The organism is Vibrio sp. MMH1-50 (assembly GCF_022347645.1).
Classification (GTDB): Bacteria; Pseudomonadota; Gammaproteobacteria; order Enterobacterales; family Vibrionaceae; genus Vibrio; species Vibrio harveyi.
The window spans coordinates 16442-35515 of the sequence record NZ_JAKRGG010000022.1 but is presented as its reverse complement, the minus strand read 5'-3'; the positions used below and the strand labels follow the sequence as shown (position 1 = coordinate 35515).

Below are 19074 nucleotides of genomic sequence, written 5' to 3'. Positions count from 1 at the left end.
TTACCTCGCTAATTTTCCTTGCGCGATAAGATTACTAGATGACGATCACCTTCCAACTCAGGAACAGCTAAAGATATGATCTCCGTCACACTACACCATTCAGGAAGCTGATCTATTTCATCTTTAGGGTGTTGTCCTTTCAATGCAAGAAACACCCCTGAATCTTGTTTAGGCAAATGATGACACCATTCCACCATGTCCGTCATTGAAGCAAAAGCTCGACTCAAAACGCCATCAAATTTTTCTTCTGGCTGGAATTCTTCAACGCGACTTTGAATTGGTGTCACATTTTTCAACCCAAGTGCGTGCACAACTTGCTTGAGAAAACGAATGCGCTTACCAAGGCTATCGAGCAAGAAGAACGTCTTCTCAGGGTTCATGATTGCGAGTGGAATGCCAGGTAAACCAGGTCCTGTGCCAACATCGATAAAGCGCTCACCCGGTAAGTGAGTGCTAACGATGATGCTATCAAGGATATGTTTCACTAACATCTCAAACGGATCACGGACCGACGTCAAGTTGTAAGCTTTGTTCCACTTGTCGAGCAATTCGACGTAACCGACTAACTGCTCGCGTTGCTTTTCAGACACTTCTAAATCGGTTTGTGCGATCAGCTCGTCTAATCTGGTACGTAAAGCGCTCATTATTCTTCCTCACCTTTCTTCAGCAAACCGTGCTTCTTCAGGTGAACAAGCAAAATAGAAATCGCCGCAGGGGTAATGCCCGAGATGCGAGATGCAATACCAATGCTTTCTGGTTTCGCTTCTGTCAGCTTTGCAACGACTTCATTGGAAAGACCTTTCACGTCTTTGTAGTCCAAATCAGCTGGCAACTTAGTGTGCTCATGGCGCAGCGATTTTTCGATCTCTTCTTGTTGACGCTTGATGTAACCATCGTACTTAACCTGAATTTCAACTTGCTCAGCAGCTTGTTGATCTTCCAGTGCCGGAGCAAAAGCTTCGAGCTCGGTCAATTGTGAGTATGAGATCTCTGGGCGACGAAGAAGATCCTCACCACTTGCTTCACGCGCCATTGGCGTTTTCAGCAGCTTGTTTAATTCATCGATACCAATTGAATTTGGATTCATCCAGGTCGACTTTAGGCGTTGGCGCTCAGTTTCCATGTTGTCGATTTTTTCGTTGAAACGTGCCCAACGAACATCATCAATCAAACCAAGTTCACGTGCTTTTTCCGTCAAACGCAAATCGGCGTTATCTTCACGTAGCAACAAACGGTATTCCGCTCGAGACGTGAACATTCGGTACGGTTCTTTGGTACCCATGGTCGACAGATCGTCAATTAGAACACCCATGTAAGCTTGGTCACGACGAGGGCTCCAGCCTTCTTTGCCTTGACTGTGCAAACTTGCATTAAGACCAGCCATTAAACCCTGTGCAGCGGCTTCTTCATAACCTGTTGTACCGTTGATTTGCCCCGCGAAGAACAAACCATTGATGAATTTGGTTTCGTACGTTTGCTTCAAATCACGAGGGTCGAAGAAATCGTATTCAATCGCATAACCAGGACGAACAATGTGTGCGTTTTCAAACCCTTTCATTGAACGAACGATTTGAACTTGAACGTCAAACGGCAAACTGGTGGAAATACCATTAGGGTATAACTCGTGCGTCGTTAAACCTTCTGGCTCAATAAAGATTTGGTGACTGTTTTTATCCGCAAAGCGCATCACTTTGTCTTCGATAGACGGACAGTAGCGTGGACCGATACCTTCGATCACACCAGCGTACATTGGGCTACGATCAAGGTTATTACGGATCACTTCATGAGTTTGCTCATTGGTGTGAGTGATAAAACATGGGATCTGACGTGGATGGTGCTCTCGTTTCCCCATAAATGAAAATACAGGTGTCGGGTTGTCACCATGCTGCGCTTCTAGCACTGAGAAATCAACGCTTCGAGCATCAATACGCGGTGGCGTACCTGTTTTTAATCGATCAACTCGGAATGGTAGTTCACGCAATCGATCCGCCAATGCAATCGATGGTGGATCACCAGCACGACCACCGGATGAACTTTCCATACCAATGTGGATCTTACCACCAAGGAAAGTACCAACCGTTAATACCACAGCTTTCGCGTGGAATTTCAGCCCCATTTGTGTCACAACGCCAACCACACGATCTTGCTCCACAATCAGATCGTCGACCGATTGCTGGAACAGAGTTAGATTTGGCGCATTTTCTAATGCGTTGCGTACGTATGCTTTGTATAGAGCACGGTCTGCTTGAGCTCGTGTAGCTCGAACCGCTGGACCTTTGGAAGCATTTAGCGTTCGGAATTGAATACCCGCATGGTCAATGGCTTCAGCCATCAGACCGCCCATAGCATCCACTTCTTTTACTAAGTGACCTTTACCGATACCACCAATCGCCGGATTACAAGACATCTGGCCTAATGTATCGATGTTATGGGTAAGGAGAAGGGTTTTTTGTCCTGTGCGTGCAGATGCGAGCGCGGCTTCCGTTCCTGCGTGTCCGCCACCAACAACAATGACGTCAAAGTTTTCGTGATAAAGCATGAACTGACCTCAGGTATTCAAAGGATTTAATGGACAGATAAAAAAGAGCGGTATTTTACCTTTTTTATCTATGAGAGAGAATCGTTTTCTCGCTTTTCACATTTTAGACCTTAAGACTATATATATAAGATCTATATATATGATCTTTTATTGGATCTATTATTAGGATCGCAGGTTTCTGTGGATAACTGGAAAATGATCAACAAGATCATGGATCTTCTTTGGATCAAATCTTGTGATCATGATTTGATCTGATCGAGGATTTCCTGAGATCAAAATCGATGGTTATGCACAGGGCTAAAAAAAGATCTAAGTTGTTATTTGGATAACTAAAGGAAAGTCACTGGATCTTACCTTACTTATCCACAGATGTTTTGGGTGTTTTTTGAGCGGTTGAACGGTGTTGGCTGATAGGAGTTATTCACAAAGAGGAAAAACAGAGCCGTAATTCGGCTCTGTGAAAGGGGGATTAAGCAGAAAAACGTGCGAGGTTCTCGTTTAACCAAGCTTCTGCTGCGTCTTCAGGTACATCATGGTTAAGCACGTCTATTTTCAAGCAATCTGCTAAAGGTGTCGCACCAATATCTTCTAGTAGGTCATATGCATGCTGACCTGCAGCACAGAATGTATCGTAGCTTGAATCACCAATTGCGATGACGGCGAACTTCACATCCGCCATTTTTGGTGGCGTATTTTGCAGTGCGTTGATGAAAGGTTGGATATTGTCTGGATATTCACCTGCACCGTGAGTTGAAGTGATAACTAACCAAGTGCCTCGATTCTCGATCGACGACAACTCTGGTTGATTGTGGATCGTTGTTTCCAATCCGTTCTCATTGAGTAGATCACTTAGGTGATCACCAACGTATTCCGCACCACCGAGAGTACTGCCTGTAATAATGTGGATCATGTGTCTTCCTTTATAAGTCATACCAACGACAAGTTGCAGTTGTTCGTCAGTACAAAAAGAAACGCGGTGTTAAGCTTATGCCTGACACCGCGCGTTTTACTATTTACCGATACAGAATGAGGAGAAGATTCGTCCAAGGAGGTCATCGGAACTGAACTCTCCGGTAATCTCGTTCAAGTGTTGCTGAGTGATACGCAGTTCTTCTGCCAAAATCTCGCCAGCCATGAAGCCTTCAAGCTGTTCTTGACCTATTTGTAGGTGCTGAGCTGCACGTTCTAATGCATCGAGATGGCGACGACGAGCCATAAAGCCGCCTTCCGTATTGCCTGAGAAGCCCATACATTCTTTTAAATGGGTGCGTAAAGCATCCACACCTGCGCCTGTTTTTGCCGAAAGACGAATTAACGTTGGATCATTCACATGGCAGATCCCCATTTCTTCACCGGTTTGATCCGCTTTGTTACGGATCACCGTCATTCCAATACTGTTTGGTAGGCGATCAACGAAATCAGGCCATATGTCTTTTGGATCCGTGGCGTCAGTCGTGGTGCCATCTACCATGAAGAGCACACGGTCCGCTTGGGCTATTTCGTCCCATGCTCGCTCGATACCGATTTTCTCAACCTCATCTGAAGCATCACGCAGACCGGCAGTATCAATAATGTGTAGAGGCATACCATCAATGTGAATGTGTTCACGCAGTACATCACGTGTTGTACCAGCAATATCAGTCACAATTGCAGACTCTTTGCCTGACAGAGCATTCAGAAGGCTAGATTTACCCGCATTAGGACGACCTGCAATCACGACTTTCATACCTTCACGCATGATGGCGCCTTGGTTTGCTTCTTTACGCACTGCATCTAGGTTATCGATGATGGCTTGAAGATCGGCTGATACTTTTCCATCGGCAAGAAAGTCTATTTCTTCTTCAGGGAAATCGATCGCTGCTTCAACGTAAATTCGTAGGTGAATCAACGACTCCACCAGCGTTTGAATACGTTGTGAGAACTGACCCTGCAGCGATTGCAATGCTGATTTTGCCGCTTCTTCTGAGCTTGCATCGATCAAGTCTGCGATCGCTTCAGCTTGCGTTAAGTCCATCTTATCATTCAAGAATGCACGTTCTGAGAATTCGCCAGGACGGGCTGCACGAACACCATCAATGCCCAGAATACGTTTAATTAGCATGTCCATTACAACAGGACCGCCGTGACCTTGAAGTTCTAGAACGTCTTCGCCAGTGAACGAATGTGGGTTAGGGAAGTACAGTGCAATGCCTTGGTCTAGCACGGTGCCATCTTCCGCTTGGAATGGCAGATACTCTGCGTAGCGAGGCTTTAGCGTTTTACCTGTGACTTCTAGTGCCACTTGATTGGCCTTAGGGCCTGAAACACGAATAATGCCGACACCACCACGACCGGGTGCGGTAGCCTGAGCGACAATCGTATCTGTAGTCATAATCTTGCCTTTTGAGCTGGGCTATAGGGTTTTACAGACCTAGGGAGCCAGAACCAATTAGTTAGCTGAATTGTAATCAGCCAAAAACAAAAAGGCGACCTTTTGGCCGCCTTTCTTATGCTTTTCTATAAAGGTTTACTTAGTGTGTAAGCCTTTTTTCTCCAGCGCTTTGTAAATCAAAGTCTGCTGGATCAGCGTAACGATGTTCGACACCAACCAGTATAGAACTAGACCTGATGGGAAGAACAAGAAGAAGAAGGTAAACATAACCGGCATAAAGGTCATGATCTTCTGCTGCATTGGATCCGTTACTGTTGTTGGGCTCATCTTCTGGATTAGGAACATTGACGCACCCATCAGTAGCGGCAGGATGTAGTAAGGGTCCTGTGCTGAAAGGTCGTGAATCCAACCAAAGAATGGTGAGTGACGTAGCTCAACAGATTCCATTAGTGCCCAGTATAGAGCGATGAAGATAGGCATCTGTAGGATAAGAGGTAGACAGCCGCCCAGAGGGTTCACTTTCTCTTTCTTATACAGTTCCATCATCTCTTGGCTCATGCGCTGACGGTCATCGCCGATGCGCTCACGCATAGCTTGCAGCTTAGGCTGTAGCATACGCATTTTCGCCATAGACGTGTATTGCGCTTTCGTTAGTGGGTACATTGCACCACGAACGATGAAGGTCAAACAGATGATTGCTACACCCCAGTTACCCACGAAGCTTTGGATGAAAGCAAGCAGTGAGTGAAGTGGTTTAGCGATGAACCATAGCCAGCCGTAGTCCACTACTAGGTCTAGGTTTGGTGCTACTGCAGCCATTTCTTTTTGCAGTTTAGGACCAACCCAAAGCGTTGCTTCAAACTTCGCTTGATCACCCGTCGCGATAGTTTTGTTTGGCATACGTACGCCGATATCACCTAGATTACCAATCACGCGAGTGTACAGGTTAGTACCTGGTTCGTTACGTGGGATCCAAGCTGCAGCGAAGTAGTGTTGGATCATTGCTGCCCAACCTTGACCATCTGCTAGGTTGAGAGACAAGTTGCGATCCTGCATGTCTTCAAAGCTGTATTTTTTGTAACGAACGTCTTCTGTTGAGTAAGCACCGCCACGGTAAGTTGGCATTGTGATGCTACCACCAGCGTCCATTAGGTTTTGACGCAAGTGAGCGTACATACCAAATGTTGCGTTGTTACCAGAGTTGTTCACTACATCGTATTCCACGTTCAGCGCGTAGCTGCCACGTTTCAGTACGTAAGTTTTAATGTATTCGATACCGTTTGCAGTGAACGTCATTGGAACGCGTAGTTCGTCTTGACCGTCAGCCAGTTTGAAGCTGTCTGCACTTACGTTGTAGTGAGGACGGTTAGTGCTGCTTAGGTCGATACCTTGAGGACCCACTAGACCGCTTTGCGCGATGAACTGGTGACCTTTAGTGTCTTTTAGCAGAACGAATGGATCTGATGAATCAAGTTCAGCAGAGTATTTGTTAAGGTCGGCATGTACCACATCGCCACCAACGGTGTCGATCGACAGAGTTAAAACATCAGTCGTTACTGTGATAGTTTTTGCAGAAGCTTGCTGTTGACCTGGAACTGGGTCTAGCTCATCAGCAAAAGATGGTGCAGGTAGAGTACTGCTTGATTGAGCCTGTTCAACTGCTTGAGGTGCTGGGTTCTTTGCTACTTGCCACTGTTGAAACAGCAAGAAAGAAACCAGTGCCAGAGCAATGAGCAGGATATTACGTTGAGAATCCATCGTTAGTTATCTCTGTCTTGTTTTTGGACTGGTGGAACGGGGTCATACCCCCCTTCATTCAAAGGGTGGCATTTTAATAGACGTTTGCCTGATAACCAACATCCTTTTACAAAACCGTGAGCTCTCAAAGCTTCTAGCGCGTAAGTGGAACAAGTTGGTGTGAACCGGCAGCGAGGACCAATCAGAGGGCTGATAAACCAGCGATAAAGATTAACGAGCCCAATGGCTATCCACGTGAAGGGCGAGACAGGCGATGCCATAGCTTATCAAACAACTTAAATAATTCCTCATTGCTTAAATCTTGCGCGCTTTTCTTCGCGATCACAACAAAATCTTTATTTGGAAGCTGATGTTGATTGTTACGAAAGCTTTCACGAGCCAAACGTTTAAAACGGTTACGACCGACAGCAGTTTTGATTTGCTTTTTCGGAACAGCTAAACCTAATCGTGGGTGAGAAAGTTTGTTATTGCGAGCAATGATGGTGAAATGAGGCGAGCCAGCTCGATGAGCTTGCTGGAAGACGTTTTGATAATGCTCGGGAGTTAACAAGCGTAACTCCCGATTAAACGCGTACGTGTTCAAAATAAACTAGCGATTATTTTGATAGGCGCGCACGGCCTTTTGCACGACGTGCGTTGATAACTTTACGACCGTTCTTAGTTGCCATGCGAGCACGGAAGCCGTGAGTACGCTTGCGCTTTAGAACTGTAGGTTGAAAAGTGCGTTTCATGATAATTACCTTTACTGATCAGTAGTTTTAGGTTCTTGTTAAACCCGGCGTGGGCATTTTGCTTTCTTTATATAAAGAAGCTCTTTATTAAAGAAGAACAACCGACGCCTCTCAACAAAGAGGCGGAATTGTAATCACACTCACATAATGTGTCAATGACTCATGAGTACGAAATTCCGACCGGGCGATTATACGTAGTGTGAGTCAAATCTCAAGGATCGATTGATCTTGATGCTTGATCTTTACTCTATTCCCACTTGGTTAAGGAATTTTTTCAAACGAGGATCTTGTGGATTATCGAAGATATCTTGTGGAGAACCTTGTTCAACAATGTTGCCTTCAGCCATAAAGATCACTCTGTCAGCGACTTCTTTGGCAAATTGCATCTCGTGCGTTACCACCAGCATGGTTTGGTGTTGATTCGCTAACTTCTTCATTAATGAGAGAACTTCTCCGACCCACTCAGGATCCAGAGCAGATGTTGGTTCATCAAAAAGCAGCAATTCGGGTTGCAGTGCCATCGCTCGACCGATACCCACACGTTGTTGTTGTCCACCTGAGAGCGCCGCTGGATAACTTTCACCTTTGTCCCCAAGACCAATGTCATCCAGAATCTGTTGAGCACGTTTTAACGCGTCATCTTTCTTCCATCCTCGAACAGTAATCAAGCCCTCTGCGATGTTCTGACGCGCATTCATGTGAGCAAATAGGGCATAGTTTTGAAAGACAAACCCAGTACGGCGACGTAGAGCAAGCACTTCTGCTTTGGTGTGTTTTTGTGTGTCGACCGAAATGTCATCGATGGTAATGCGGCCTTCGTCTGCTTGCTCTAAGAAGTTTACGGTACGTAGAAGTGTCGACTTGCCAGTACCGCTTGAGCCGATAATAACGATGATCTCACCTTGTTTGATGTCGAGATCAATGCCTTTTAGAACTTCAGTATCGCCAAAACGTTTGTGAATGTTTTCTAGTTTGATCATCGTACGTACGCCTTATTCAATTTCGCTTCTGCCCAAATCTGTACTCGAGTCAGGATAACCACCACGCCCCAGTAAATCAGAGCGACAGCAAGGAACGCTTCAAAGAAACGGAAGCTAGACGAAGCTTCCATCTGCGCTTTGGCCATGATTTCTGCAACACCAAGTGTGAAGGCGAGGGATGTCGACTTAATCATATCGATGAAGTAGTTCATCAATGAAGGCAGTGCGACACGTGTTGCCTGCGGTAAAATCACACGGCGCATCGCTTGTGTGGTTGTCATACCGACCGACAAGCTTGCTTCCATTTGGCTGCGATCAATGCCAATGATGGCTGCACGAATGCTCTCTGCCATATAAGCGGCAAAGTGCAGCGTTAAACCAATTACCGCAGCAGAAAAGGCATCGATTCCCACCATAAATGGGAAGATTTGCGGTAAGCCGTAGTAGAGCAGAAACAGTTGTACTAAAAGCGGAGTTCCACGGAAGAAGCTGATATAAAGTTGGCTCAATTGGTCGAGAACTGGCAGCTTAAATACGCGAATGTTCGCTAAAATGACGGATAGAATTAAAGAAAAGACCAATCCCCATGTGGCCATTTCCATGGTCGTGCCAAGATACTTGAGCAGTATCGGTAGCAGCTCCAGCATGTAATTAAAATCAAATCCCATACGACTTACCTTGAGAAAAGAAAAGGTGGAATACGAAGTTCCACCTTGTCATTGAGTTAAAAAAGGACGCGAGATAAAGCCCTGCGTCCTAAAAGAAGAGAAGTTTTACTTCGTGATGTCGGCACCAAACCATTTCACTGAAATCTTCTCTACTGTTCCGTCTGCGCGCATTTCTGCAAGTGCTTTATTCACTTCCGCTTGTAGCTTACGACCCTTTTCGTTATCCACGAATGGCCAAGCGTTTTGAATCGTTTCAAATGGTTCACCTGCCAGTTGAAGCGGTAGACCCGTTTTCTTAATCAGCTCTAGGGCAGACAAACGATCCATGATGAAAGCATCCGCACGACCTAATGCCACATCGTGTTCAATACCTGTATCGTAAGTCTTAATGTTGATCTTGCCATCTTTGTCGTAATCACGTAGCAACTGTTCAAAGTTAGAGCCTAGGTTAACAGCAACGGTTTTGCCTGCGAGATCTTCGACACCTTGGATGCTGTCGTTGCCTTTACGTACGGTAATTTGCGCACCATCTACTACGTATGGGTCTGCAAATAGGTATTTCGCTTTACGCGCATCTGTCATCGTGATTTGGTTCGAGATGGTATCAATACGACCTGTTTCGAGTAGGCCAAACAAACCAGAAAAGTTCGCTGTTACGTATTCGATCTTGTAATCATTACGCTTACCGATCTCATCCCACATATCCACTTCAAAACCTTGTAGCTTATCTTGCTTCACAAAAGTGAATGGGAAGTAGCGACCAGACATACCAACTTTGACTTCAGTTGCTGCTTGAACGGTGGCGGCAGATAAAGCGATGGCTGCAACTGCAACCTTAATCCAGTTTTTCATAATACATCTCCATAATTTTATGGTTGGAAATACTACTGTCAGTTAGCTCAATTAAAGAAATAACCAAGTGCAATAACCTAGACCTCAGAGTAATAAGATCTTATTTGGTATAGATAGTAGCCAAGATATAGGGATAAATGATGAAAAAACGATCGAAAGAAGCATGAGTGACGATCGAAATAAGCCGATGAATGAAAATTCATACACAGAGTTATCACCAATGACTCGATCTGACTGATTTTGCCTAAATGTGGATCAATGTGTGGGCAAATTTGGGGCAAGATGTGTTGATCTCACTAAGTTGGGCGAAAATATTGTGAATAACTTAGATCTTATTCACTGGATCATCGATCAATTGCTGGCGATCTTGGTTATCAACAGGTAAAATTGCCAGTCTTTTCCGATAATTCAAATACTCAGTGGGGGCACCGTGTCATCTTCGCTTTGGTTGCAATGTTTGCAGCAGCTTCAAGAAGAGCTACCAGCTACAGAATTCAGTATGTGGGTTCGTCCGTTACAAGCGGAGCTCAATGACAATACTCTCACTTTGTTCGCACCTAACCGCTTTGTGTTGGATTGGGTTCGTGACAAGTACCTGAATAGCATTAATCGCTTACTGCAAGAATACTGCGGTAATGATGTACCTAGTTTACGCTTTGAAGTTGGCAGTCGCCGAGTTGCAGCACCAAAACCGGCACCGACACGAACGCCGGCGGATGTTGCGGCAGAGTCTTCAGCGCCCGCTCAGCTGCAAGCCCGTAAGCCTGTGCATAAAACGTGGGATGATGACGCGCAAGTGATCGCAGACATCAACCACCGCTCTAATGTGAACCCAAAACATAAGTTCAATAACTTCGTTGAAGGTAAGTCGAACCAATTGGGTCTTGCTGCTGCTCGTCAGGTTTCGGATAACCCAGGTGCTGCATATAACCCGCTGTTCCTATACGGTGGTACTGGCTTGGGTAAAACGCACTTGTTGCATGCAGTGGGTAATGCCATTGTGGATAACAACCCAAATGCGAAAGTGGTGTACATGCACTCTGAGCGTTTTGTGCAAGATATGGTGAAAGCACTGCAAAACAATGCGATTGAGGAGTTCAAACGCTACTACCGAAGTGTTGATGCGTTGCTTATCGATGATATCCAATTCTTTGCCAATAAAGAGCGTTCACAAGAAGAATTCTTCCATACCTTTAACGCATTGCTAGAAGGTAACCAACAGATCATTTTGACTTCAGATCGCTACCCAAAAGAGATCAGCGGTGTAGAAGATCGTCTGAAATCACGTTTCGGTTGGGGATTAACCGTCGCGATCGAGCCACCAGAGCTTGAAACTCGTGTAGCGATCTTGATGAAGAAAGCGGAAGACCACCAAATCCACCTAGCAGATGAAGTGGCATTCTTTATTGCTAAGCGTCTGCGTTCCAACGTTCGTGAGTTGGAAGGGGCACTTAACCGCGTTATTGCTAACGCGAACTTCACCGGTCGCCCAATCACGATTGATTTCGTTCGTGAAGCGCTGCGCGACCTACTTGCTCTGCAAGAGAAGCTCGTTACTATCGACAATATTCAAAAGACAGTGGCGGAATACTACAAGATTAAAGTGGCTGATCTGCTGTCTAAGCGTCGCTCTCGCTCAGTTGCTCGTCCTCGTCAGTTGGCGATGGCGCTGGCAAAAGAGCTGACTAATCATAGCTTGCCGGAAATTGGTGATGCGTTTGGTGGTCGTGACCACACCACTGTACTGCATGCTTGTCGCAAGATTGAGCAGCTACGTGAAGAGAGCCACGATATTAAAGAAGATTACTCTAACTTGATTCGCACCCTGTCTTCTTAATCGGTTAGAATGACAGTATTCCAAGCAAATCATTAATTGAGCTGACAGCGTAAAGAGCCAAGCATGAAATTTACTATTGAACGTAGTCATTTAATCAAACCGCTACAACAGGTTTCGGGCGCATTAGGTGGTCGACCAACCCTACCAATTCTGGGTAACCTACTGCTTAAAGTAGAAGATAACGTGTTATCCATGACCGCGACCGATTTGGAAGTGGAATTGGTGAGCAAAGTGACTCTAGAAGGGGATTTTGAAGCGGGCAGCATTACCGTTCCTTCTCGTAAGTTTCTTGATATCTGTCGTGGTCTACCTGATGACTCCATCATTACCTTCGTATTAGAAGGCGATCGCGTACAGGTACGTTCTGGTCGTAGCCGTTTCTCACTGGCAACACTTCCAGCGAACGATTTCCCAAACATTGAAGATTGGCAGAGTGAAGTAGAAGTTTCACTGACTCAGTCTGAACTACGTACGCTGATTGAAAAAACACAATTCTCTATGGCGAACCAAGACGTTCGTTACTACCTAAACGGCATGTTGTTTGAAATCGACGGTACGACGCTACGCAGCGTGGCAACCGATGGTCACCGTATGGCAGTATCTCAAACTCAGCTCGGTGCAGATTTTGCGCAAAAGCAAATTATCGTGCCTCGTAAGGGGGTACAAGAGCTTGTTAAACTGATGGATGCGCCAGAACAGCCTGTCGTACTACAAATTGGCAGCTCAAATGTACGTGCAGAAGTGAACAACTTTATCTTCACTTCTAAGCTGGTTGATGGTCGTTTCCCTGATTATCGCCGCGTATTGCCGCAAAGCACCAACAAAACGCTAGAAGCAAGTTGTGATGAGTTACGTCAAGCCTTCTCACGTGCAGCGATTCTTTCTAATGAAAAATTCCGTGGTGTTCGTGTAAATCTTGCGGGCAGTGAAATGCGCATTACTGCCAATAACCCAGAGCAAGAAGAAGCAGAAGAAATGCTAGACGTGACCTTTGAAGGTGACGCTATCGAGATCGGCTTTAACGTAAGCTACGTGCTTGATGTACTTAATACACTGCGTTGCGACAATGTGCGTGTGTCGATGTCGGATGCCAACGCCAGTGCGTTGATTGAAAACGCAGACGACGATAGTGCAATGTACGTGGTGATGCCAATTCGTCTGTAAGTCATCTGAATGCCACTTTCTCGCCTCATCATTCAGCAGTTTCGAAACATTAAAGCCTGTGATATTGACCTATCAGCAGGCTTTAACTTTCTTATTGGACCGAACGGCAGCGGTAAAACCAGTGTTTTAGAAGCCATTTACTTGCTCGGACATGGTCGCTCTTTCAAGAGTTCGTTGACCGGTCGAGTTATCCAAAATGAGTGCGATGAGCTGTTTGTTCATGGTCGTTTTTTGAACTCGGATCAATTTGAGCTACCTATCGGCATTAATAAGCAGCGTGATGGCTCAACAGAGGTTAAAATAGGCGGTCAATCTGGGCAAAAACTGGCACAACTCGCACAAGTTTTACCTTTGCAGTTGATACATCCGGAAGGGTTTGATCTACTAACGGATGGTCCAAAACATCGTCGTGCATTCATCGACTGGGGTGTGTTTCACACCGAGCCTGCTTTTTATGATGCATGGGGGCGTTTCAAGCGTCTTAACAAGCAACGCAATGCTCTGCTTAAAACGGCCAGAAGTTATCGTGAACTCAGTTATTGGGATCAAGAAATGGCACATTTGGCTGAAAACATCAGTCAATGGCGAGCGCTATACATCGAACAGATGAAAACCGTAGCGGAAACTATCTGTCAGACGTTTTTGCCAGAATTTGAGATCCAATTAAAGTATTATCGTGGTTGGGACAAAGACACCCCTTATCATGAGATACTAGAAAAGAATTTCGAGCGTGATCAGTCATTGGGTTACACCTTTAGTGGTCCAAATAAAGCTGATTTGCGCATTAAAGTGAACGGAACGCCAGTTGAAGACGTTTTGTCACGCGGTCAATTAAAACTCATGGTGTGTGCTTTGCGTGTGGCGCAGGGGCAACACCTTACCGAAATGACCGGCAAACAATGTATTTACCTAATTGACGACTTTGCGTCGGAATTAGACAGCCAACGTCGCAAGCGTCTAGCTGACTGCTTGAAAGAGACGGGCGCACAAGTATTTGTAAGCTCTATCACTGAAAGCCAAATCGCCGATATGTTGGACGATACGGGCAAATTGTTTCATGTGGAACATGGCAGGATAGAGTCAAACTAGAAGAGAGAAACTCATGTCTGAAAATTACGATTCATCGAGTATTAAGGTACTGAAGGGTCTGGATGCGGTACGTAAGCGTCCAGGTATGTACATCGGCGACACGGACGACGGCACTGGTCTTCACCACATGGTCTTCGAGGTGGTGGATAACTCAATTGATGAAGCGTTGGCAGGTCACTGTAAAGACATCGTTGTGACAATTCATGAGGACAACTCGGTTTCAGTTACGGATGATGGTCGTGGCATTCCAACAGAAATGCACCCAGAAGAAAAAGTATCTGCTGCAGAAGTTATCATGACGGTACTTCACGCTGGTGGTAAGTTCGATGATAACTCATACAAAGTATCAGGCGGTCTACACGGCGTAGGTGTTTCAGTAGTAAACGCACTGTCTGAGAAAGTGGTTCTGACTATCCACCGCGGCGGTCATATCCATACGCAAACTTACCATCATGGTGAGCCTCAAGCGCCACTAGCAGTAATTGGTGATACTGACCAAACTGGTACACAAATCCGTTTCTGGCCAAGTGCAGAAACATTCTCGAACACAGAATTTCACTACGACATCCTAGCGAAGCGTCTACGTGAACTTTCTTTCCTGAACTCTGGTGTTTCAATCAAACTGGTTGATGAGCGCGAAGCAGACAAGAGCGACCACTTCATGTTTGAAGGTGGTATCCAAGCGTTTGTTGAGCACCTAAACACCAACAAAACACCAATCATCGAGAAAATCTTCCACTTCGACTTTGAGCGCGAAGATGGTATATCGGTAGAAGTGGCGATGCAGTGGAATGACGGTTTCCAAGAGAACATCTACTGTTTCACTAACAACATCCCACAACGCGACGGTGGTACTCACCTTGCGGGTTTCCGTGCAGCGCTAACGCGTACACTGAACTCTTTCATGGACAAAGAAGGCTTCTCTAAGAAAGCGAAAACAGCAACTTCTGGTGATGACGCGCGTGAAGGTCTAACTGCGGTTGTTTCGGTTAAAGTGCCTGATCCTAAGTTCTCAAGCCAAACTAAAGATAAACTGGTTTCTTCTGAAGTGAAGTCAGCGGTTGAATCAGCAATGGGTGAGAAACTGTCTGAGTTCCTAATTGAGAACCCGGCAGAAGCGAAGATGGTTTGTTCGAAAATCATCGATGCAGCTCGTGCTCGTGAAGCGGCGCGTAAAGCTCGTGAAATGACTCGTCGTAAAGGCGCACTAGACCTAGCAGGTCTGCCAGGCAAACTTGCAGACTGTCAGGAAAAAGATCCAGCACTCTCTGAACTATACATAGTGGAGGGTGATTCGGCAGGCGGCTCCGCAAAACAAGGCCGTAACCGTAAGAACCAAGCAATCCTACCGCTAAAAGGTAAGATTCTTAACGTAGAAAAAGCGCGTTTCGACAAGATGCTTTCTTCTCAAGAAGTAGCAACGCTGATCACTGCACTAGGCTGTGGTATCGGTCGTGATGAGTACAACCCGGATAAACTGCGTTACCACAACATCATCATCATGACCGATGCTGACGTCGATGGTTCGCACATCCGTACGCTACTGTTGACCTTCTTCTACCGTCAAATGCCAGAGCTTATCGAGCGTGGCTATGTGTACATTGCTCAGCCACCGCTTTACAAAGTGAAGAAAGGCAAACAAGAGCAGTACATCAAAGACGAAGATGCGATGAACCAATACCAAGTTGCTTTGGCACTTGATAACGCATCGCTACACGTAAACGCAGAAGCACCAGCATTGGCAGGCGAAGCGCTAGAGAAGCTAGTTCAGCAATACAACGCTGGTATCAAGCTAGCGGATCGCATGAGCCGCCGCTACCCAAGCGCGCTAGTTCATGAGCTAATCTACACGCCGCGTCTAACGGCAGAGCAATGTCATGATGCTGCAACAGTAGAAGCGTGGACAAAGCAGCTTGTTGAGCAGCTAAACGCGAAAGAAGTAGGCGCAAGCCAATACAGCTTCGAAGTTGAGCAACACGAAGAGCTAGGTCTAAACCTACCTAAGATCATCGTACGTACTCACGGTGTGACTCATGACTACGCACTAAGCATCGACCTACTGAACTCGAAAGAGTACGGCAAACTAGCGGATCTATCTGAAGCGCTAGACGGTCTGCTAGAAGAAGGCGCTTACATCAAACGTGGTGAGCGTACTCAGCCGGTATCAAGCTTTGCAGCGGCACTTGAGTGGCTAATCAAAGAGTCGCGTCGTGGTCTAAGTCTACAGCGCTACAAAGGTCTAGGTGAGATGAACCCAGATCAGCTTTGGGAAACCACAATGGACCCAGAGACACGTCGCATGATGCAAGTAACCATTGAAGATGCGGTAGGCGCAGACCAATTGTTCACAACGCTAATGGGTGACCAAGTTGAGCCGCGTCGTAACTTCATCGAAGAGAACGCGCTTAAAGTAGCAAACCTAGACGTTTAGACTATTTTTCCTTTGCTGGATATGCTGATTTCGTTGTCGAAGGTGCTCACATACACTTGTATGCTGCGCGCCTTCTCCTAGAACTAAGCATATCCCCCTGCGGAAAAACGAATCTAAATTTCTTTTGATAGAATTTTAAAAGCACTGCCTTCGGGTGGTGCTTTTTTATTGAGTGGAGAGAAACCAGATAAAAGAAACGAGACACAAGAATTGGCTGCACTCTATGGAGGCGGGGAGGCTTGGCTTTGAAACTCTACATTTATGGAAAGAGTGGATGTAAGTGGCGCTTTTCATTATTAGTATGTTAGGACGTCATCTTCGAGAGGGAGGAACGACCGAGTCGGGGATCTAAAAATATTTTCACTGGAGCCCTTGAAAGCCCATTTTTCGACCTTATATCTAGTTATGAAGAGGGATGGCTAGCTTGCTCAACAAGAGAAGAACAGCGCCTCTGGAATCGCTAAACGAGATCGCTCAGGAGAGGATACTCAGTATTAGCACACAACTTGACCCTAGATTCGGCATCATGTCCCCGCACCTAAAGAGTAGGTCAGAGGAATGAATCATCGGATCCCTTAGCTCGGCGTTTTCTTGCATAAATGCGCCATGTGGATGATCCTCATCTGGGCTAAGACTATTGCTTAAAAGAGGATAGATTATGCGTAATGTAGATTTCTCACCACTATACCGTAATGCAATTGGCTTCGACCGTCTGTTCAACCTGATGGAAGCAAGCTCTGCGAAGAACACTTCTGGCGGTTACCCTCCATACAACATCGAGCAAAAAGACGAGCACAACTACCGTATTACTATGGCAGTCGCTGGTTTTGCTGAAGATCAGCTCGATTTGACTCAAAACGAAAACATGTTGATCGTGAAGGGCGAGCGTAAAGCAGAAGAAGGCAAAAACTACGTTTACCAAGGTATTGCGGAGCGCGATTTTGAACGTAAATTCCAACTCGCGGATTACGTAAAAGTTGTCGGTGCATCAATGGAAAACGGTCTGCTTCATGTTGATTTAGTTCGTGAAATTCCAGAAGCAATGCAACCGCGTAAGATTGCTATCGGTGGTAACAACCTGATTGAAAACAACTAATCAGCTGATGACACTGCAGTTAACCACACGGTTATAGAATGAGAAAGAGCGCCTTCCATTATGGAAAAGGGCGCTCTTTTTAGTTTGGGGTTTTCAAATCCGCTATTTCAAAGCAGTAATTTCAAAGAGAAGAACGGCTGAGTTTAATCGGTCTATTTACCTTCGCGGTAAGCCTTTTCCACTTCTTCTGCGATAATCGCAATGCCTTTTTGCATCATCTCATCGTCTTGAACGTAGTTCATACGCAAGCATTGGTGTGCATGATCCCACTCGTCTTTCTGACCAATAAAGAAGTATTCACCCGGAACAATCAAGACCCCACGCGCTTTCAAGCGTTGGTACAGTTCCATTGTCGTAATTGGCAGTTCATCAAACCATAGCCACAAGAAGATAGCGCCTTCTGGTTTGTGAATACGGAAGCGTTCATCGGTAATCGCTTCTTGGAGCAGTTCAACCGCACGTTGCGACTTCTGTTTGTAGAACGGCTTAACCACCTCTGAGCTCAGTTTTAGCAGATCGCCTTTACCAATAATGTGGTTTGCCAACGCAGGACCAACACTGCCTGGAGCTAGGCTGATGATGCCGTTCATATTGGTTAATGCTTGAGTGATTTCTTCACTCGCAATCACAATCCCACAACGCACGCCCGGCAAGCCAAGTTTAGATAGGCTCATGCACAGGATGGTGTTTTCATTCCAGAACGGCTCGACATCTTCAAAGATGATGTTCGGGAACGGCAGACCGTAGGCGTTATCGATAATCAGTGGGATGTTGTTCTCACGTGCTAGCTTGTCCAGCTTACGAACTTCCTCGTCTGTCAGTACGTTACCCGTTGGGTTGGTTGGGCGAGACGCGCAGATCGCCGCAACAGAGTCATCGACGGTGAGCTGCTCAAAATCGACATGGTATTTAAACAGACCGTTATCTAACAACTCGATCTCTGGGTGGTAAGAGACAAAAATATCTTCATCAATGCCCGCGTCGCCATAACCGATGTACTCAGGCGCGATAGGCAGTAGCACTTTTTTGTGCGAACCGTCTGGCTGTTTACCTGCTAACAAGTTGAACAAGTAGAAGAAGCCGCTTTGGCTGCCGTTAGTTAGGCTGATGTTCTTCTCGGAAATATCCCAGCCGTAAGTTTCACGGAATAACTGAGCTAGCGCTTTAACGAACGCGTCTTTGCCTTGCGGACCATCATAGTTGGCGAGGGCGGCGACGAGCTCTCCACTGGCGAGCATTTCCTCACTGGCTTGGCGAAAGTAATCGAGCATGGCAGGAATGGCGGCAGGGTTACCTCCACCGAGCATGACGGCACCTGGTGTGCGCAGACCATCATTCAAATCGTCCATTAACTGCGTGATACCTGAATACTGATTAAATTTTTCACCAAACTTAGAGAACTGCATTTGTCGTTATACCTAATTCATTGTGATTGCTTTGTGTATGTTTGTGCCGATGTTTTATCGGCTTATCGAGTAATCCTTGACCTTACCTCAATGCGTAATTAACGCAAAGTGTGAATTAAGCCGAAAAAGAAAAAAGTGTGTCATCAGACCAG

17 protein-coding genes are annotated in these 19074 nt (G+C 45.9%); 5 read left to right on the top strand and 12 right to left on the bottom strand.

What is annotated here, in order from left to right:
* Positions 1–8 precede the first annotated feature (8 nt).
* From rsmG to MHO32_RS16030, 11 genes are all read right to left on the bottom strand, one after another.
* Positions 9–644 carry a 16S rRNA (guanine(527)-N(7))-methyltransferase RsmG gene (gene rsmG / locus MHO32_RS16080; RefSeq protein WP_050907876.1) on the bottom strand — a complete coding sequence of 212 codons (636 nt, stop codon included), beginning with the start codon at positions 642–644 and terminating at the stop codon, positions 9–11.
* Entirely contained in the window at positions 644–2539 is a 1896-nt protein-coding gene (gene mnmG, locus MHO32_RS16075) for a tRNA uridine-5-carboxymethylaminomethyl(34) synthesis enzyme MnmG (RefSeq protein ID WP_005451040.1), read from the bottom strand. The genes rsmG and mnmG overlap by 1 nt, the downstream gene beginning before the upstream one ends.
* 469 nt (positions 2540–3008) lie before the next feature.
* Positions 3009–3449 carry an FMN-binding protein MioC gene (gene mioC, locus MHO32_RS16070; RefSeq protein WP_005451042.1) on the bottom strand — a complete coding sequence of 147 codons (441 nt, stop codon included), beginning with the start codon at positions 3447–3449 and terminating at the stop codon, positions 3009–3011.
* 99 nt (positions 3450–3548) lie between these two features.
* Positions 3549–4910 (bottom strand): tRNA uridine-5-carboxymethylaminomethyl(34) synthesis GTPase MnmE, encoded by a 1362-nt coding sequence (mnmE, locus tag MHO32_RS16065; RefSeq protein WP_061065500.1) that lies wholly within the window; start codon positions 4908–4910, stop codon positions 3549–3551.
* Between the two features lie 135 nt (positions 4911–5045).
* The gene (yidC, locus tag MHO32_RS16060) at positions 5046–6668 is read right to left on the bottom strand and encodes a membrane protein insertase YidC (protein WP_005451045.1); all 1623 of its coding nucleotides are present in this window, start codon (positions 6666–6668) and stop codon (positions 5046–5048) included.
* Positions 6669–6670: 2 nt separating this feature from the next.
* Positions 6671–6928 (bottom strand): membrane protein insertion efficiency factor YidD, encoded by a 258-nt coding sequence (yidD, locus tag MHO32_RS16055; protein ID WP_005451046.1) that lies wholly within the window; start codon positions 6926–6928, stop codon positions 6671–6673.
* Positions 6895–7218, bottom strand: coding sequence for a ribonuclease P protein component (gene rnpA / locus MHO32_RS16050; protein ID WP_009699098.1), 324 nt, complete (start codon positions 7216–7218; stop codon positions 6895–6897). Before rnpA ends, yidD begins: the two co-directional genes overlap by 34 nt.
* 46 nt (positions 7219–7264) lie before the next feature.
* Positions 7265–7399 (bottom strand): 50S ribosomal protein L34, encoded by a 135-nt coding sequence (gene rpmH / locus MHO32_RS16045; protein ID WP_005378825.1) that lies wholly within the window; start codon positions 7397–7399, stop codon positions 7265–7267.
* Between the two features lie 242 nt (positions 7400–7641).
* Complete coding sequence (locus MHO32_RS16040) at positions 7642–8379, bottom strand: amino acid ABC transporter ATP-binding protein (protein WP_005451048.1); 738 nt, start codon at positions 8377–8379, stop codon at positions 7642–7644.
* A complete protein-coding gene (locus tag MHO32_RS16035; protein WP_005451049.1) occupies positions 8376–9047 on the bottom strand; it encodes an amino acid ABC transporter permease in 672 nt (223 codons plus the stop codon). The genes MHO32_RS16040 and MHO32_RS16035 overlap by 4 nt, the downstream gene beginning before the upstream one ends.
* A gap of 105 nt (positions 9048–9152) precedes the next feature.
* Positions 9153–9899, bottom strand: a complete 747-nt coding sequence (locus MHO32_RS16030; RefSeq protein ID WP_005451059.1) for an amino acid ABC transporter substrate-binding protein — start codon at positions 9897–9899, stop codon at positions 9153–9155.
* Positions 9900–10329: 430 nt separating this feature from the next.
* Between MHO32_RS16030 and dnaA the strand changes: the two genes are divergently transcribed.
* The 5 genes from dnaA (at position 10330) to MHO32_RS16005 (ending at position 17516) form a co-directional block, all read left to right on the top strand.
* Positions 10330–11736, top strand: a complete 1407-nt coding sequence (gene dnaA, locus MHO32_RS16025; RefSeq protein ID WP_005451061.1) for a chromosomal replication initiator protein DnaA — start codon at positions 10330–10332, stop codon at positions 11734–11736.
* Positions 11737–11799: 63 nt separating this feature from the next.
* Positions 11800–12900 carry a DNA polymerase III subunit beta gene (dnaN, locus tag MHO32_RS16020; RefSeq protein WP_239212937.1) on the top strand — a complete coding sequence of 367 codons (1101 nt, stop codon included), beginning with the start codon at positions 11800–11802 and terminating at the stop codon, positions 12898–12900.
* Between the two features lie 9 nt (positions 12901–12909).
* Positions 12910–13989, top strand: a complete 1080-nt coding sequence (gene recF, locus MHO32_RS16015; protein WP_005451066.1) for a DNA replication/repair protein RecF — start codon at positions 12910–12912, stop codon at positions 13987–13989.
* Positions 13990–14002: 13 nt separating this feature from the next.
* On the top strand, positions 14003–16420 hold the full coding sequence (gene gyrB, locus MHO32_RS16010; protein WP_017818155.1) for a DNA topoisomerase (ATP-hydrolyzing) subunit B: 2418 nt from the start codon (positions 14003–14005) through the stop codon (positions 16418–16420).
* 658 nt (positions 16421–17078) lie between these two features.
* Positions 17079–17516, top strand: coding sequence for an Hsp20 family protein (locus MHO32_RS16005; protein WP_039840096.1), 438 nt, complete (start codon positions 17079–17081; stop codon positions 17514–17516).
* A gap of 152 nt (positions 17517–17668) precedes the next feature.
* Here MHO32_RS16005 and MHO32_RS16000 read toward each other — a convergent pair whose 3' ends face one another.
* The gene (locus tag MHO32_RS16000; protein WP_239212935.1) at positions 17669–18922 is read right to left on the bottom strand and encodes a valine--pyruvate transaminase; all 1254 of its coding nucleotides are present in this window, start codon (positions 18920–18922) and stop codon (positions 17669–17671) included.
* Positions 18923–19074 lie beyond the last annotated feature (152 nt).

Excerpts from the sequence above, each read along its gene's own strand:
- rsmG (WP_050907876.1), bottom strand. The coding sequence starts at position 644 with ATGAGCGCTTTACGTACCAGATTAGACGAGCTGATCGCACAAACCGAT.
- mnmG (WP_005451040.1), bottom strand. The coding sequence starts at position 2,539 with ATGCTTTATCACGAAAACTTTGACGTCATTGTTGTTGGTGGCGGACAC.
- mioC (WP_005451042.1), bottom strand. The coding sequence starts at position 3,449 with ATGATCCACATTATTACAGGCAGTACTCTCGGTGGTGCGGAATACGTT.
- mnmE (WP_061065500.1), bottom strand. The coding sequence starts at position 4,910 with ATGACTACAGATACGATTGTCGCTCAGGCTACCGCACCCGGTCGTGGT.
- yidC (WP_005451045.1), bottom strand. The coding sequence starts at position 6,668 with ATGGATTCTCAACGTAATATCCTGCTCATTGCTCTGGCACTGGTTTCT.
- yidD (WP_005451046.1), bottom strand. The coding sequence starts at position 6,928 with ATGGCATCGCCTGTCTCGCCCTTCACGTGGATAGCCATTGGGCTCGTT.
- rpmH (WP_005378825.1), bottom strand. The coding sequence starts at position 7,399 with ATGAAACGCACTTTTCAACCTACAGTTCTAAAGCGCAAGCGTACTCAC.
- MHO32_RS16040 (WP_005451048.1), bottom strand. The coding sequence starts at position 8,379 with ATGATCAAACTAGAAAACATTCACAAACGTTTTGGCGATACTGAAGTT.
- MHO32_RS16035 (WP_005451049.1), bottom strand. The coding sequence starts at position 9,047 with ATGGGATTTGATTTTAATTACATGCTGGAGCTGCTACCGATACTGCTC.
- MHO32_RS16030 (WP_005451059.1), bottom strand. The coding sequence starts at position 9,899 with ATGAAAAACTGGATTAAGGTTGCAGTTGCAGCCATCGCTTTATCTGCC.
- dnaN (WP_239212937.1), top strand. The coding sequence starts at position 11,800 with ATGAAATTTACTATTGAACGTAGTCATTTAATCAAACCGCTACAACAG.
- recF (WP_005451066.1), top strand. The coding sequence starts at position 12,910 with ATGCCACTTTCTCGCCTCATCATTCAGCAGTTTCGAAACATTAAAGCC.
- gyrB (WP_017818155.1), top strand. The coding sequence starts at position 14,003 with ATGTCTGAAAATTACGATTCATCGAGTATTAAGGTACTGAAGGGTCTG.
- MHO32_RS16005 (WP_039840096.1), top strand. The coding sequence starts at position 17,079 with ATGCGTAATGTAGATTTCTCACCACTATACCGTAATGCAATTGGCTTC.
- MHO32_RS16000 (WP_239212935.1), bottom strand. The coding sequence starts at position 18,922 with ATGCAGTTCTCTAAGTTTGGTGAAAAATTTAATCAGTATTCAGGTATC.